Genomic DNA, 15,197 nt, shown 5'->3' on the forward strand with positions numbered 1-15,197 from the left:
ACATCCTTGTCGACTTGAATAAATAATAGAACGTTCGTTTGTATCCATTTCATTATAAACTGTTATTTCAGCTTTTGTCCACATTGCATTGACATTCAGCATACTTTTATAGTCCTTTACCGTAAATTTGAGAAATATAAAAAGCAATCAGCAAAATGCCAATTGCTTCATCTTCTCGTTTAAGATTTATCCTTTGTTAATGCGTGAATTACTTTTATACATGCATCCATTATAACGGTATAACCTTTATTTTTTAAAAATTGATATGCTTCCTCATTTACAACTCCCTGTTGTGCCCAGAACACATCTGCATCGACTTCATCAAATTCTTTTGCGATTTCAGGTAAATATTCACTTCTGCGAAACACATTCACAATATCAATGTGGCCATCTATATCCTTTAAAGATTTAACTGCTTTAACACCTAAAGCTTCATCGATAACAGGATTAACTGGAATAATTTCATAGCCGGCATCTTGCATCGCTTTGGAAACTTGATACGACGTTCTTTCCGGATTATTGCTTAAACCGACTACGGCAATGCGTTTTGCATTTTTCAATATTTCCCCCATCTCTTCTAATGTAGGATTCTGAACCATAGAATTTCCCTCCATTCAAATATAACCTTTTGTAATTAGCTTCATCATACTATATATTTATAGGCTTTTCAAAAACTTTACAAGACTTCATGATTTTACTATGCATTTCATATGCACTTGTCTACACAATAAATCCATCTTATACATAAAGTAAATTATCAAGAAGAAAGGAAGGGTGAATGAATTGAATAACAAAAGAACAAAATTACCAGATTCACAAAAAGATTTAGTAAATCTGGTAGTAAAAAAGGCTTTAGAGAAACATAAGGCAAAAGTGAATAATAATTTAACGTCAGAAGATAAAAAACAAATTCGAAAAATCTTCAATAAATTACAAAATGAAGTAAATCAGTTTTTAAAAGCGTCTGGACAACCCGAATTACCTGCTGTAGAAGAAATAGATAAGGACGAAAACAAGGCAAAAAGAACAAAAAGGGGCAGAAGACTTCGGTAAGTTGTCCCTTGCAATCCAATCAAAAAAGCATATTTTATAGTAAATGCAAAAAGGAGGAATGAGAAAATGAATCAAGAGGTTTATAGAGCAAAAATAGATAATACGAATAATAATAATAGATGGAATGCCCTAGATCCTAATAGTGTTCATCCTATGAGTCTTTGCTTTAAAGATAATGAAGATGTTGATCAACAAAATGTTCAAAAAGTTAAAGAGTTCCAATTTTCCGAGGAATGGATTTTTATTAAAGATTCTTGTGATGTTGATGTCGAAACAACTGATACAAAGTTAGCACTTTCACTTGTAGCTTCATTAAACGCATTTATCACGGCTGTTATTGAAATCTCAATTCTATCTAGTGAAGATGCAGAAGAAGTTAAACAAAGTATTTTCCAATCAACAGGTATTAAACAAGTTAACATTCAAAAAACAATCATCGAAAATTCACGAGATGTAAAAGTACACACTACGGATACAAACATTGCATTAAACCTGCAAATTTTATTACAGATCGCTCTTGCTCTCCTCATTAATTTAGATATATTATAATTTTGTTCCGATGAGGCTGACATAACTTGTCAGCCTATTTCTACGAATAATAATATAAAATGTATTCATTTCTTAATTGAACAGATTAAAATCATTATCATTATCTTTTTTCTTCTATAATTTTAGTGTATCATTATGTATAATCTAGTTGTTGATATTGTAAGATATTGTAATATAAAGCGAGGTAAAAGAAATGATCACTGCAATTATCATTATGTTATCGTATTTAATTGGATCCATACCATCGGGACTATTAATTGGTAAATCTTTTTATAAAACGGATATACGAGAACATGGTAGCGGGAATTTAGGAGCAACAAATACGTTCCGTGTTTTAGGAGTCAAAGCTGGTATCGTTGTTATGATTATGGACATTTTAAAAGGCACTTTAGCTACAGCTCTTCCATCTTTATTTGGCTACTTTGGTTTAGGAATGGAATGGAACATACATATACTTTTGATCGGTCTTTTTGCAGTAGTTGGTCATATGTTTCCAATCTTTGCTGGTTTTCGTGGTGGTAAAGCGGTTGCAACCTCCGGTGGTGTAATGCTTTATTACGACCCGATCTTTTTCCTAATTTTAATAGCTGCATTTTTAATTTCCCTATACTTATCAAAATATGTATCACTTTCATCTATAGTAGCCGCAGTTGTCGCCATTATCTATTCGATTTTTACAATGGATCCTATCTTTATTATTGTTGTCTTATTGTTGGCAGGATTTATTATTTATCGACACCGAGCTAACATAAAGCGAATTAGGGATAAAACGGAGCCAAAAGTTAAATGGTTATAACTGTCTTATAATGAAAAACATAATTAAAATAAAATGAAAAAAGCGGAAAGTATTTGCTTTCCGCTTTTTCCTATTTTTCGCCAGTTCCTGATACTTCAAGGGCATCACTATTTTGCCAATAATATTCAGCAAATACCTCTGCTAAAACATCTGCTGTATTATATAATTCATCTAATGTATTATCTACCCCGCCGATCTCAATGACTACGGAATTTGGTGAAAGGTCTTGGTTATAAATACCGTTATTACCTCCTGCTTTGCTCTTTTTATAAACCCCTTTTGACAAGCCTGGATATTTTTCTTCTAATTTTTGATGTAGCTCATTGGCGAACTTCTCATTTTCTTTATAGTTTGGATGACTAGCACCGATTACAAAATATAAGCGTGCATAGGTTTCACCGTTTATTGTTGTAGTCGTACTTTTACGTGGGGCACTATCCCTATGAATATCCAGCAAATAAACATAATCATCATTTTCCGCTAGAGCTTCAACCACGACTTCTCTCGAAGCTTCATAGGACTTTCCAAACTTCCAGCCTCGTTTATTTAATATGGTAGCGATATCTGTTTTATCAACTACTGTTCCAATACCATGTTCTAATAATTTATTTCCTAAGCGTTCCCCAACCATTGTAACATTCACTTCTTTATGTTGAACATTCGAAGTTTGTCCAGAGTCTTTTAAGTGCGGATTAAATGACTCCCGATTATGAGAGTGATAAATAAATACTGTATTTTTTTCAGGTCTTTCAACGGGTGGGTTAGGAGAACGATCTTTAATTTCCCCTAAACTATCTTCATTTACTTCACGGTCTTTTAACAATTCCTCTAATGGTGGAGAAGATTCAATAGGGAGATTCGTAAAGTCAGCTCCCTCACCCGCTACAATTATTTCGGATGTCATTGAATATAAACCTGGAATTTCATCATAAATTAAACTTCGAACGTCTTTAATATTAATATTAGTAGCAACTTTAATTACATTTGATAATAGATTTTCTCCATCCGCTTCAAGGTTTTGTGAAAAATAATGATTTTCAGCTGCCACCATTCTCATAAAAATATTGGATTCAACTTTACCATTATACCCATCATCTAGTATGATAGAAAAAAACAAACTCGTTTGACTAGCAACAATCGTTCCAATGATCGCAAATACAGATATGGCTAAAAATGTTACTTTAACGATTATTCTCATTTTATCCCACCTATTAGTCTACTCTTTACTAATAGATATGATAGATTGTAAAAGTTTAGAAGAAAAAATTGAATCTATTCTTTCTCAAACTTGACTTAATAGAATCACTTCATATAAAATTGTAATCGTTTGTAATTGTAATTTTATGGAGCATTAGGGAGTAAAAAAGATGTATGATTTGATAATCGATAGTGTTTTAGAGATCACGATTTATACGACATATGTAAGCTTATTTATTTATTTGTTTTTAGCTGTGAGTTATTCATGTTTCCATGCTTTTTCCTATCAGCAAACTCAATCAAAGAGCTTACAACAAATGTATATAACGCAAGGACCGATTAAAAATGATTATAGAATTGAATTTGCACAACAAACGATTTCATGGTTGCCGAAAACAATCAGACGTTTAGAACGAAAAAATGAAGATGAAGATTATGATTATTCTTCTTCTATTGTGGCAAAAATGAAAAATGTATGCTTAGAGGAGGAATAATCTTGAATAAATATAAAAAATTAATGTTAGTAATCTTACTCTTAGCAGCTGTTTTCACACTATCTGGATGCGCTGCAGCGGAGACCGAGGGACATTGGTTCCATGATTTATTAGTCCAACCTTTTATTATTATATTAAAAACATTAGGTGAATTTTTCGGTAATAGTTATGGAATTGCCATTATCGTTATCACCATTATTTTAAGGACTCTACTTCTTCCTTTTGCATTAAATATGGCAAAAAAACAAGTCATTATGCGTGAAAAAATGCAGATTATGCGACCAGAAATGGAAGAAATCCAAAAGCGCTTGAAAAAAGCGAAGACAAAAGAAGAACAAATGAAAATACAACAAGAAATGCTTCTTCTTTATCAAAAACATAATTTTAATCCTTTAAATATGGGATGTTTACCTATTTTACTACAAATTCCAATTTGGATGGGCTTATATTATGCCATTCGCTTATCAGACGAAATCCGACATCATCAATTTTTATGGTTTGATTTAGGGCAAACAGATATTATAATGGCGATAATTGCAGGTATTGCATACTACTTTCAATTTAAAGTCACAATGGCGATGATGCCACAAATGAATGCAATGCCAGGTCAATCAGAAGAACAAATGAAGCAACAACAAGCCATGCAGAAGATGATGGGCATCCTATCACCTGTTATGATTTTCATTGCCTCAATGGCTACAGCTTCTGCCTTATCTTTATATTGGGCAGTGAGTGGAATATTCTTAATCGGTCAAACATATTTAACTAGAAAATTATATCCAATTAAACCTGTACCAGAAGTAGAAGCCGCTGGATCTAGTAAAGATCGTAATAAACAACAAGGAAAAAAGAAGAAATAATTAGCCCATTAAATAAACAAGAGGGTTCCTTTTTAGGAGCCCTCTTGTTTTACTCTTCTTCAATTACTACTTGTTTTACAGGCATAATATGCATTCCTCTAGCTGTTACGTGGGATTGAATATGATATACACCTGGTTCATCAAGTGATATTTTTATGGAATAATACCCTTCCTCATATTCCGTATAATCCATCATCTCACTATGGTCTTTCTCTTCTTCCTTCCAAATTTCAAATACTACTTCGTGCGCATCATCTACCGCTTCATTCCCTTGCGTAACAAGAGCTTTAATTTCTATCGATTCCCCAACTTTCGCTTTTTCAGGTAAAATTAATTCCACATTTAATTGTTCATTAACATCTACTGACTCTTCTTGTTCTGCCTTGCTAGAATTTACTGCTTGATCTTGACTACAACCTGCAATAAATAATACGACTAAAATTAGTATAGCTGTTCGAACATTTTTCACTTTAGCCAATCCTTCCCCCTATATATACTATACAATAATAATACCAATTTTATATATATTTGCAAATTTTACAAATATAAACAGAGTATATATGATAATATAGTCTATAAAGAGCATTGGATGAAAATTAGTTCGATAGATAGTACAAAAGCAAAAGACTCGTCAACTGTCTTTTGCTTTTTGAAAAAAACGAGAAGAATCGAATCGACCTTCTGCTTTCAATATTCGTATTTCCCATTCACCGATTAAATCAAAATGTGAATAACCTTCTGCTCGATAATCAATCCATTCCTTTTTTAAACCGTATTTTTTACCCCATTGAACTAACTTATTTAAATCATTACAGCCCACTTTCGTTACTGTCTTTGCATTTGGGAAACGTTCATCATACCAATAATGGGTTAAAAAGGCAATCTCTCCCGCGTCAATTTTTCGTTTCCATTCGATGAGTTCTTTTCTTGTAATCCCAAACGCCATGATAGTCCTCCAATCCAAAATTGTACATAATACTTTACTTTTTCAATGCGTTTATATATGCCTCATGCCATTCTGGATGTGTCTTTCGAATAGAAACTGGACGGAAACTCTCTTTTTTAACACAAACATGACTTGACGTACCGGTAAACGCTAATTCTCCAGATTCTTTATAAATCTCGTATCCATATCTAATTCTTAAACCATCATAATGGTCTAACCATGTTTTTACTGTGACGGTTTCACCGTATTTACATGCCTGTTTGTATGAGACGTTTATTTCAAGTACCGGTGCTAGTATCCCATCTTTTTCTAGATCCGCATACTTAAAACCGAGATCCTCAATGAAATTAGTTCGACCAATTTCCATCCATATTAAATAATTTGCATGATATACAACTCCCATTTGGTCTGTTTCAGCATATCTAACCTTTATACTCGTTTCATTGATGATCATCTTTGTCTACTCTCCCTTTTGTAGTATTTTTATACTTTCTATAATATCGTCTTTGATCAAGCGATTTACTTCATTATTAGCTTCTAATGGGAGCTCTTGTTTCATCAAACGTACAGCTTGTTGTTGGATTGCTTCATGAATTAAATTTTCCGCAAAGCGTCCATTTCCTTTTGGAGGGTTCTTTGTTATTTCATCACGCAAGTAATCTATTGCATCTTCATCTAAACTGTAAGAATATCGTTTAACAAATAATTGCATAATTTGTATTAATTCTTCTGTTGAGTAATCGTTAAAATGGAAAAACTTTTTAAAGCGTGACTTTAATCCTGGGTTACTTTCTAATAAAATCTCCATTTCATTCGGATAACCGGCTAAAATTATCACTAAGTTTTCCTTATGTTTAGTCATTTCCTCAACAATTGTATCGACAACTTCCTTTCCATAATCTGCATTATTTTCTCTAAATAACGAATAGGCTTCGTCGATAAAAAGAACGCCACCTAATGCTTCCCGTATTTTCTTTTTCGTTTTAATTGCAGACTGACCAACATATCCAGCAACAAAATCTGCCCGTCCCGCAACCACAAGATGTCCTCGTTTTAAAATACCAACTTCCTTCAATAATTCGGCATAAATTTTCGCTACTGTTGTTTTTCCAGTGCCAGGGTTTCCAGTAAATACCGAATGTAATTGAATAGGAACAGAAGGAAAACCTTGTTCTCGTCTAATTTTTTGCATCTTTACAAAGGAAATATAAGTTTGAACTGCTTCTTTTACTTCCTGCAAACCGATTAGCTCATCCAACTTTTCCATTGGAGACTTTGTATTATGAATATGGCTTACCTCTGAACGAAAATCATCTTTTACAAGTATTGAATAGCGAAATAGTTCAGGAATATTTGGTTCATTTCTTGTTCCTTTGCGAAAAATAGCATCCATAATTAAATTTTGAACAGCACGCGCATTTCCGAAAGTCGAATCCACTCTTTCGTGCTCAATTAAATACGCGAGTTCTTTTTTTGCATCCATCGTTAATAAAAATTCATTATCAAAGGCAATCTTCTCGCCGATTTTAATTAATTCATCAAGTGAATAATCAGGTAGTTCAATCATGTTAGATTGGGGAAATCGGCTCCGCAAACCAGGGTTTGCATCTAAAAATTGTCTCATTTCCTCAGGATATCCTGCCATGATAACGGAAAATTTACCTCCGTATTCTTTACTTGTCATTAAAGAAACTAAAGTATCTATGGCAGTTTGTCCATAATCATTCCCTGATTGACCAGCCCGTTTCAAACTATAAGCTTCATCGATAAATAACACGCCACCGACTGCTTTTTCAACAATTTTTCGTACATTTTCTTCCGTTTGTCCAACATAAGAGCCGACAAGCTGAGCCCGATTTGTTTCAATTACTTCTTCTCGTGGTAGAATACCGAGTTCAAAATATATTTTTGCAAACAGTCGAGCTAATTTTGTTTTACCAGTCCCTGGATTTCCTAAGATAACCATGTTCAAGCTCATTTCATCGACCACTTTAAATCCGGCTTCTTTTCGACTTTTTTGATACTTAATATATTCATAAAATCGTTCAATCCGTTTTTTTACATCAGCTAAACCAATCATTTGATTCAGTTCTTCTAAAGCGGTTGGGCTATCTTCCGTCTTTGTTTTGGATGATAATGCTTGCCAATCTTTTTTTATCTTTTTGATACTTCTAACAATTTCCTGTAATTGTTGAAATTGTGTTTTTGTATACAAAGCTCTTTTTGTAGTTTCCTCAAAATCATTAACGACCGATAACATCGTAATAATTTCATCTTGTAACGTTTCATATAAATTGAGATATTGTTTATATCGTTGAAGAAGTGACTTTTCATTATAATTTTCCAGCTTATATATTTCTTCTTCAAAATTTGCTAATACATCATCTGATTGATCGAGAAAGGTTACACAAATTTCTTTATATTTTTCGATCGTTAATTCTTGTTGAGTTCGTGGATCCAGTTCCCGTAATGGAGGAAATTCAATTGAATCTAATAATTTTTCTTTTTCTAATAAACGAAAATGGCTTAAATATACAAACGCTGTTTCATTTTCTGGATCAATATGGCTTGCTTCTTCCATCCAACGTTTTGTAAAACTATTGCGCATCCCTCTATTTTCCAAAGTTCCTCCTATAGAGACTAGTAATTCTGCTAAGAGAGAGGGGTTTTCTTCTTTTAACTGTGTATAATTTGTTAATATAAAATCTAACTTTTCATCATATGAAAGTAAGTTTATCTCTGTTGCTTTGTTGTTACTATTCTTCATGTCAATCCCTTTTTCTATATATTTCGGTACTTGTAATATTCTATCATAAAATATAAATATTCGTCAGTTTGATTTAAAAGTTCAACTGTATTTTTATAATTCATTGACATAAGACATTCATATTTGTAATTTTATTATGATACAGTCCCTTTTTCCAGTAAAAAGAAAATGGAGGCATTATTTGCCTCCCTAAAAAGATTTAATGCTTTGAGTGATATTCATCTCGAATTTCTTCGCGCATTGCATTGATACTTTCTCGTCTGCGTTCATTTTTCGCTTCAATTTGACGTTTCTGTTCTTCGCTCGCAGTTTTCATAGATGCTTCAGCTTCATGAATGTTTTCGATCGTATTTTGAACCATATTTTGAAGTTTTTCTACATTATCAGAACGATCATCTGGGTTTGGTTGATTGTGATAAGCCACAGCAATTCCTCCTGTAGATTATATTTTCATAATGCTATTCACCTTTTGTTTGGATAATTTGAGGATGTTTACCTGACTGATCTTGCATTTTTTTACCTTTATTTCCACCAAAGGATTTCGATTGTGTACCTAAGTAGTCAGGCTGATATTGTTGATGTGTTCGATGTTGTCTGCCCATTTCATCCCTCCTCAATTATAGAATGCTTTTCAATGTTCAAATTATAAGCAGAAAAAAATGTAAACGGGTAAACCGTTTACATTTTTTGAATTATTCAACCTTTTTTAGTTGTCTTTCTTCAATTTTTCTTTCAATTTTATCTAATTCTTCTTCATTCTTTAATATTTCTAATTTATTTTCTCTAACAAGTTCTTCAAAGGATAACTTTCTGTTTTTTCTCAATCTTCTCAACTCCTTCTATGTTCATTATATCACTTAATATAACCAAACAAATGTCAAATTATGACAAATTTTCGAAAAATATTTTTTTGACTGATAAGATTTTGTTTTTTCGATGGATCTTTGAATGGATTTCATTAGATTGGTAAACATTAAATATAGATCTAGTAATCGAATAAAAAATAAACTCCCATCTGATTATTTCAGATGAGAGTTAAACATTTAATTCGTAAATGCTTTTAACGCTTCAAATGTTCCTGGAGGTGTAATTTCGCCATTTCGAATTTGTTGTTCATATTTTTCAACTTCAGCAAGCGTTTCTTCAGACATATGATCTCCAGTTGTAGCCAATTGTACACCGTCTTCTGCAAGACCATAATTTAACGTTTCTCCAGCTGGGAAATCCCCATTCATTGCTCTAGTTGAAACATCTTTTACTGCATTATCAACTCGTTTCATTGCTGAAGTTAACGTAACATTATATTCACCTACAGTACCTTCATCATATTGATCACTATCTACACCAATAACCCAAACTACAGCATCCGGATCATTTTGTTTTCTTTCTTTTGCTTCGGCAAAAACACCGTTACCAGATGCACCAGAAGCGTGGAAAATAATGTCTGCACCAGAAGTATACAACTGGTTGGCAATTTGTTTACCTTTATCAGCATTATCGAACGCACCGACATATCGTGACATAACTTCAATTTCAGGATTTACAGATTTTACACCAGCAATAAATCCTGCTTCAAAGCGTTCAATGACATCACTTTCCATACCGCCTACAAAACCAACTTTATTCGTTTTTGTCTCCATGGCTGCGGCAACACCAGCTAAGAAAGATACTTCTTGCTCTTTAAACATAATACTTACGACATTTTCGGCTTCAACTATAGAGTCGACAATACCGAAATACGTATCAGGATGTTGGGATGCAATTTCACTAATAGGTTCTTGCAACATGAATCCGATACCAAAAATTAAGTCAAATTGACGTCGGACTAAAGTATTTAAGTTTGGAATGTAATCAGCATCTGAGTTCGATTGTAAATAATCAAATCCATTGTCACCTTTTTCCAGATTATTCTCTTCACCAAACTCTTGTAGTCCTTTCCAAGCGGATTGGTTGAAAGATTTGTCGTCCACACCTCCAACGTCCGTAACCATCGCAACAGAAAAATTACCATCTTCATTCTTACTATCTCTACTATCCTTACTTGATTGTTCATTAGATGATCCACCGCCACAGGCTGCAAGAATCAAACCAACAAATATCATGAGTACAGTTAGAATTGAAAATTTCCCTTTTTGCAATATTATTCCCCCCTTTTATTTTTAATAGGAACAAATACCTTTTAATTAAGCGGTTTCATAAAAGTCGAAAGGTAAATTATTCCTATTTACAACTAGTAATAATATACCATGAAAATTATAAATTCGGAATATATAAACTTAACAAACAATCAATAGAAATCAAATGTTATATTAAATCGTTAAGGACGATAAAAAAGTCTGTATCAAACTACCACATGATAGTTGATACAGACTTAAAAAGTTTAGCAAAATTATCTTGTAACAGCTTTATTTTGTAATTTGTCACGTAATACCATTTGGAGAATTCCGCCATGACGATAGTAGTCGATTTCTACTTCTGAATCAAAACGTACAATTGCTTCAAATTCAACTTTTTCACCATTATCTTTTGTTGCTGTAACTTTAACAAGTTGACGAGGTTTAATATTTTCATCGATGTGAACATTGATTACTTCTTTACCTGTTAAACCAAGAGATTCTGCACTCTCACCTTCTTTAAATTGCAATGGAAGAACACCCATTAATGCAAGGTTAGAGCGGTGAATACGTTCAAAGCTTTGGGCAATAACAGTTTTTATGCCTAATAAGTTTGTACCTTTTGCTGCCCAGTCACGGGATGATCCCATACCATAATCGTGACCAGCAAGAACTACTAAACCAGTACCTTGTTCTTTATATTTCATTGCTGCATCATAGATGGACATTACTTCGCCAGTTGGCCAGTAAGTTGTATAGCCACCTTCAGTTCCAGGAGCAATTTGGTTACGAATACGAATGTTTGCAAATGTACCGCGCATCATAACTTCATGGTTACCACGGCGGGATCCATAAGAGTTAAAGTTGCGGATTTCAACACCTTTTTCTGTTAAATATTTACCTGCTGGTGTATTAACACCTATTGCACCTGCAGGTGAAATATGGTCTGTTGTTACTGAATCACCAAACTTACCAATGACACGTAAACCATTCAATGGTTTAACTTTTTCAGGTTCAGGTGATAAGTTTTCAAAGAATGGAGGGTTTTGGATATAAGTTGAATCCTCATCCCAAGTGTAAAGTGGTTCATCACTAGTTTCAATTGCATTCCAACGTTCGTTATCATCAAATACACGTTCATATTGTTTACGGAATAGATCTGGTGTAACTGTTTTTTGAACGTATTCGTTAACTTCTTCCGTTGATGGCCATATATCTTTCAAGAATACATCGTTACCATCTTTATCTTTTCCAATTGGGTCCTTTTCTAAGTCGATATCCACTGTACCAGCTAAAGCATATGCTACAACAAGTGGTGGTGAAGCTAAATAGTTACCTTTCACCAATGGATGAATACGACCTTCAAAGTTACGGTTACCAGAAAGTACAGATGTAACAAGTAAATCAGAATCTGTAATAGCTTTTTCGATTTCTGGAAGAAGAGGTCCAGAGTTACCGATACATGTTGTACATCCATATCCAACTAAGTTAAAACCAATTTGCTCTAAATAGCTTAATAAACCAGAATCTTGTAAGTAACCAGTAACAACTTTCGAACCAGGTGCTAAAGAAGTTTTAACATACTTAGGTGGTTGCAATCCTTTTTCAACTGCCTTTTTCGCAACAAGACCAGCACCTAACATTACATATGGGTTAGATGTGTTTGTACAACTTGTAATGGCAGCAATTGCAACTGCACCTGTTTTCATTGATTCTTTTGTGCCATCTTCAAATTCAACAACCGCAGTTTTATCAAATTCATCCTTGTTTAAACCAAATCCTTGATTTCCTTGTGGTGCTACAACTGCATCACGGAAGGATTGTTTCATTTTTGATAAAGGAATTAAGTCTTGTGGACGTTTAGGTCCAGAAAGGTTCGCTTCGATTGTTGATAAATCAAGTTCAATTACATCCGTATATTCTGGTTCTTGGTCCGGGTTGAAGAACAAGTCGTTTGCTTGTAAGTATGATTTTACAAGTTCAATACGTTCTTCTTCACGGCCCGTCAAACGTAAATAATCTAATGATTCTTCATCAACTGGGAAGAAACCGCAAGTTGCACCATATTCAGGAGCCATGTTAGCGATTGTTGCTCTGTCAGCAAGTGGTAATTTAGAAACACCAGGTCCGAAGAACTCAACAAATTTACCAACAACGCCTTTTTCACGCAAGACTTGCGTTACTTTTAATGCTAAGTCTGTAGCTGTAGCGCCATTTGGCAATTCGTTTGTTAGTTTAACCCCGACAACTTCTGGAATTGGGAAATATGATGGTTGTCCAAGCATTCCCGCTTCAGCTTCAATACCACCAACGCCCCATCCTAATACACCAATACCGTTAATCATTGTTGTATGAGAGTCTGTACCCACAAGTGTATCAGGAAAAGCAGTGTATTCACCGTTTTCATCTTCTACAGCATGAACGACACTAGCTAAATATTCTAAGTTAACTTGGTGTACGATACCTGTCGCTGGAGGAACGGCACGATAGTTATCAAAAGCTTTTTGTGCCCAACTTAAAAATTGATATCGTTCAGCATTTCGTTCAAATTCTAATTCCATGTTTAGGCGTAAAGCATCATTTGTACCATATTTGTCGACTTGTACAGAGTGGTCTATAACAAGATCAACTGGAATTTCTGGATTGATTTGTTGTGGATCGCCACCCATATCAGCCATCGCTTTTCTTAAAGAGGCTAAATCAACAACTGCAGGTACACCAGTAAAGTCTTGTAGGATAACGCGTGAAGGTTTAAATGGTACTTCACCATCTTTTACTTCTCCAGTACCCCATTTTGCTAAGTTATCCACATGGTCCTTTGTTATTACACGACCGTCTACTTGACGTAAAACAGATTCCAATAGAACACGAATGGAATAAGGTAGTCGAGAAATTTTCGCGACACCTGCTTCTTCAATTGCTTTTAAGCGATAGTAATGATAACGTTTACCATTCAGTTCAAAGGATTGTTTTGAATTATACAAGTTTTCTGTAGTCAAATTAATTTCCCCCCTATGGTCGAAAATCGAAAAGTTAGCTATCTCTAATTTTTCTAACTTTTTCCTCTAAGCTTATATTAATATAATTTAAGAGATAAGTAAATAATGAGTATTTTATTGTTATCTATAAATTTATCTTATGGATTCAAAAGAAAATCCAATAAGATTAAGAAACAAAGGAATCAATACATATAGATGAAATTTCTGTTTAATGGAAATAAATTATTTGAATGTATTAAAAATGAAATAAGCAATCATTATTTTAAAACTTTTTTGTTAAATCTTTAATAATGCGATTATTCCTATTCTTTGTGACAACAAAAATATTTTAACATAATAGTTAATCTGCGTAAATATCTATATTTATAAAGATTTCGAATTTTAACTATAAAAAAGCAACTAAAATAAAGAGACCATTCTATTATTAGAATAGTCCCTATCACCTCAATCAAATAATTGATTCATTTTATTAATTTCACTCTGGTATTGTTCTAGTTTCTGACGCTGGATCTCTCCAGCCACTTCATGGGCGTTCTCAATTTGTTGTTGAACCTCTTTAATCTCTTTTTCAAGTCTTTTCAATTGTTGTCCATAATTTGCTGAAGTTGAATCTAGATTTTCGTAAATATCTTTTGCTTCTTCAAATCCTTGTTGAGCAGCCTGAAAAGCCTGTTGCTTATCTTTATGATATGGAAACTTCTTTGTCATTTTATTCACCTCTATTTTTAGATTGAACAAGAGGTAAATTTTTATTCGTTTATCTTCATCATTTTGGTACAACCTAAAAATACGGTCCCCCACAAATAACTGGAGTTGATAAATTTATGGTACAAAAACGAAATGTGAAAAATAATAGCATGAATAATCATGACAATACACAACCTGAACCGTTAAGCGGGTCGAAAAAAGTTAAAAATCGTAACCATTCTAGACAAAATAATAATCCACATCATGGTTTGTAATAGATCATTTTTTTATCAAAGTTGACTCTCCATACACATTTTATCTTGACGCACGTATACTATTGTTAACACTTTTTAAATGAACCTCAAAAAAATGGGGGACCATTGATGAAACAAAATAAAAACGAAAATTATTTTGAATCTGATGAAATGGAAAAATGGCTTACTCAATATTTTTTAGATCCGTTAACAGATTATTTAGATGAAAATGTTTTTAGAATTGACCTTTTTGACTCCGAGAGTTCCTTCATTGTGGAGGCTTTATTGCCAAAGGTAAAAAAAGAAGATATTCACATTTCAATCAATTCTAACACCCTACAAATAAAAGTTAAACAAAGTTCTCATGATAAAACTCGAACGGTTACCTTCCCTTTTCCTATTTCCCATTTACAAAAAAACATTACTTTTGAAAACGACATTTTAGAGATTGTTTTTTTAAAATCTGAATCTTTATAGTTAA

At 33.3% G+C, this 15,197-nt stretch carries 19 protein-coding genes; 7 read left to right on the forward strand and 12 right to left on the reverse strand.

Annotated elements, in window-relative coordinates:
• Window positions 1-179 precede the first annotated feature (179 nt).
• Window positions 180-599 (reverse strand): CoA-binding protein, encoded by a 420-nt coding sequence (locus OEV82_RS05810; protein ID WP_173659328.1) that lies wholly within the window; start codon window positions 597-599, stop codon window positions 180-182.
• Between the two features lie 184 nt (window positions 600-783).
• Here OEV82_RS05810 and OEV82_RS05815 point away from each other — a divergent pair, with 184 nt between their 5' ends.
• The 3 genes from OEV82_RS05815 to plsY all read left to right on the forward strand — a co-directional run bounded on the left by OEV82_RS05815 (window position 784) and on the right by plsY (window position 2,398).
• The gene (locus OEV82_RS05815) at window positions 784-1,053 is read left to right on the forward strand and encodes a hypothetical protein (protein WP_173659326.1); all 270 of its coding nucleotides are present in this window, start codon (window positions 784-786) and stop codon (window positions 1,051-1,053) included.
• 66 nt (window positions 1,054-1,119) lie between these two features.
• Window positions 1,120-1,602: a spore coat protein gene (locus OEV82_RS05820; RefSeq protein WP_173659324.1), complete on the forward strand. Its 483-nt coding sequence runs from the start codon at window positions 1,120-1,122 to the stop codon at window positions 1,600-1,602.
• 193 nt (window positions 1,603-1,795) lie between these two features.
• Entirely contained in the window at window positions 1,796-2,398 is a 603-nt protein-coding gene (gene plsY, locus OEV82_RS05825) for a glycerol-3-phosphate 1-O-acyltransferase PlsY (RefSeq protein WP_173659322.1), read from the forward strand.
• Between the two features lie 70 nt (window positions 2,399-2,468).
• Here the strand turns inward: plsY and spoIIP are convergent, their stop codons facing one another.
• Window positions 2,469-3,596 carry a stage II sporulation protein P gene (spoIIP, locus tag OEV82_RS05830; RefSeq protein ID WP_173662390.1) on the reverse strand — a complete coding sequence of 376 codons (1,128 nt, stop codon included), beginning with the start codon at window positions 3,594-3,596 and terminating at the stop codon, window positions 2,469-2,471.
• 169 nt (window positions 3,597-3,765) lie between these two features.
• On the opposite strand from spoIIP, the gene OEV82_RS05835 reads away from it, so the two are divergent.
• Window positions 3,766-4,089, forward strand: a complete 324-nt coding sequence (locus tag OEV82_RS05835) for a hypothetical protein (RefSeq protein ID WP_173662389.1) — start codon at window positions 3,766-3,768, stop codon at window positions 4,087-4,089.
• 2 nt (window positions 4,090-4,091) lie between these two features.
• Window positions 4,092-4,949: a membrane protein insertase YidC gene (gene yidC / locus OEV82_RS05840; RefSeq protein WP_317630472.1), complete on the forward strand. Its 858-nt coding sequence runs from the start codon at window positions 4,092-4,094 to the stop codon at window positions 4,947-4,949.
• Window positions 4,950-4,998: 49 nt separating this feature from the next.
• Here the strand turns inward: yidC and OEV82_RS05845 are convergent, their stop codons facing one another.
• The 10 genes from OEV82_RS05845 to OEV82_RS05890 form a co-directional block, all read right to left on the reverse strand.
• Window positions 4,999-5,418, reverse strand: coding sequence for a FixH family protein (locus OEV82_RS05845; RefSeq protein WP_263061326.1), 420 nt, complete (start codon window positions 5,416-5,418; stop codon window positions 4,999-5,001).
• A 162-nt stretch (window positions 5,419-5,580) separates the two neighbouring features.
• On the reverse strand, window positions 5,581-5,895 hold the full coding sequence (locus OEV82_RS05850; RefSeq protein ID WP_263061316.1) for a hypothetical protein: 315 nt from the start codon (window positions 5,893-5,895) through the stop codon (window positions 5,581-5,583).
• Between the two features lie 34 nt (window positions 5,896-5,929).
• Window positions 5,930-6,349 carry an acyl-CoA thioesterase gene (locus tag OEV82_RS05855; protein ID WP_173662385.1) on the reverse strand — a complete coding sequence of 140 codons (420 nt, stop codon included), beginning with the start codon at window positions 6,347-6,349 and terminating at the stop codon, window positions 5,930-5,932.
• A 6-nt stretch (window positions 6,350-6,355) separates the two neighbouring features.
• The gene (locus OEV82_RS05860; protein ID WP_173662384.1) at window positions 6,356-8,662 is read right to left on the reverse strand and encodes an AAA family ATPase; all 2,307 of its coding nucleotides are present in this window, start codon (window positions 8,660-8,662) and stop codon (window positions 6,356-6,358) included.
• Window positions 8,663-8,861: 199 nt separating this feature from the next.
• Window positions 8,862-9,086, reverse strand: coding sequence for a small acid-soluble spore protein Tlp (tlp, locus tag OEV82_RS05865; RefSeq protein WP_173662383.1), 225 nt, complete (start codon window positions 9,084-9,086; stop codon window positions 8,862-8,864).
• A 34-nt stretch (window positions 9,087-9,120) separates the two neighbouring features.
• Window positions 9,121-9,264, reverse strand: coding sequence for an acid-soluble spore protein N (locus OEV82_RS05870; protein WP_173662382.1), 144 nt, complete (start codon window positions 9,262-9,264; stop codon window positions 9,121-9,123).
• 90 nt (window positions 9,265-9,354) lie between these two features.
• Window positions 9,355-9,486: an FbpB family small basic protein gene (locus OEV82_RS05875; RefSeq protein ID WP_173662381.1), complete on the reverse strand. Its 132-nt coding sequence runs from the start codon at window positions 9,484-9,486 to the stop codon at window positions 9,355-9,357.
• Between the two features lie 219 nt (window positions 9,487-9,705).
• On the reverse strand, window positions 9,706-10,800 hold the full coding sequence (locus OEV82_RS05880) for a BMP family lipoprotein (protein ID WP_317630471.1): 1,095 nt from the start codon (window positions 10,798-10,800) through the stop codon (window positions 9,706-9,708).
• 251 nt (window positions 10,801-11,051) lie between these two features.
• The gene (gene acnA, locus OEV82_RS05885; RefSeq protein WP_263061318.1) at window positions 11,052-13,775 is read right to left on the reverse strand and encodes an aconitate hydratase AcnA; all 2,724 of its coding nucleotides are present in this window, start codon (window positions 13,773-13,775) and stop codon (window positions 11,052-11,054) included.
• 444 nt (window positions 13,776-14,219) lie between these two features.
• Window positions 14,220-14,483, reverse strand: a complete 264-nt coding sequence (locus tag OEV82_RS05890; protein ID WP_173662379.1) for a hypothetical protein — start codon at window positions 14,481-14,483, stop codon at window positions 14,220-14,222.
• A 116-nt stretch (window positions 14,484-14,599) separates the two neighbouring features.
• Here OEV82_RS05890 and OEV82_RS05895 point away from each other — a divergent pair, with 116 nt between their 5' ends.
• Both OEV82_RS05895 and OEV82_RS05900 read left to right on the forward strand, forming a co-directional pair.
• Window positions 14,600-14,737: a small acid-soluble spore protein P gene (locus tag OEV82_RS05895; RefSeq protein WP_173662378.1), complete on the forward strand. Its 138-nt coding sequence runs from the start codon at window positions 14,600-14,602 to the stop codon at window positions 14,735-14,737.
• A 108-nt stretch (window positions 14,738-14,845) separates the two neighbouring features.
• Entirely contained in the window at window positions 14,846-15,193 is a 348-nt protein-coding gene (locus tag OEV82_RS05900; protein WP_173662377.1) for an Hsp20/alpha crystallin family protein, read from the forward strand.
• The last annotated feature ends 4 nt before the right edge of the window (window positions 15,194-15,197 follow it).

The organism is Pallidibacillus thermolactis, assembly GCF_025660415.1.
In the GTDB taxonomy this organism is placed as follows: domain Bacteria; phylum Bacillota; class Bacilli; order Bacillales; family Caldibacillaceae; genus Pallidibacillus; species Pallidibacillus thermolactis.

Excerpts from the sequence above, each read along its gene's own strand:
- OEV82_RS05810 (WP_173659328.1), bottom strand. The coding sequence starts at position 599 with ATGGTTCAGAATCCTACATTAGAAGAGATGGGGGAAATATTGAAAAAT.
- OEV82_RS05820 (WP_173659324.1), top strand. The coding sequence starts at position 1,120 with ATGAATCAAGAGGTTTATAGAGCAAAAATAGATAATACGAATAATAAT.
- plsY (WP_173659322.1), top strand. The coding sequence starts at position 1,796 with ATGATCACTGCAATTATCATTATGTTATCGTATTTAATTGGATCCATA.
- spoIIP (WP_173662390.1), bottom strand. The coding sequence starts at position 3,596 with ATGAGAATAATCGTTAAAGTAACATTTTTAGCCATATCTGTATTTGCG.
- OEV82_RS05835 (WP_173662389.1), top strand. The coding sequence starts at position 3,766 with ATGTATGATTTGATAATCGATAGTGTTTTAGAGATCACGATTTATACG.
- OEV82_RS05850 (WP_263061316.1), bottom strand. The coding sequence starts at position 5,895 with ATGGCGTTTGGGATTACAAGAAAAGAACTCATCGAATGGAAACGAAAA.
- OEV82_RS05855 (WP_173662385.1), bottom strand. The coding sequence starts at position 6,349 with ATGATCATCAATGAAACGAGTATAAAGGTTAGATATGCTGAAACAGAC.
- OEV82_RS05860 (WP_173662384.1), bottom strand. The coding sequence starts at position 8,662 with ATGAAGAATAGTAACAACAAAGCAACAGAGATAAACTTACTTTCATAT.
- OEV82_RS05870 (WP_173662382.1), bottom strand. The coding sequence starts at position 9,264 with ATGGGCAGACAACATCGAACACATCAACAATATCAGCCTGACTACTTA.
- OEV82_RS05890 (WP_173662379.1), bottom strand. The coding sequence starts at position 14,483 with ATGACAAAGAAGTTTCCATATCATAAAGATAAGCAACAGGCTTTTCAG.
- OEV82_RS05895 (WP_173662378.1), top strand. The coding sequence starts at position 14,600 with ATGGTACAAAAACGAAATGTGAAAAATAATAGCATGAATAATCATGAC.
- OEV82_RS05900 (WP_173662377.1), top strand. The coding sequence starts at position 14,846 with ATGAAACAAAATAAAAACGAAAATTATTTTGAATCTGATGAAATGGAA.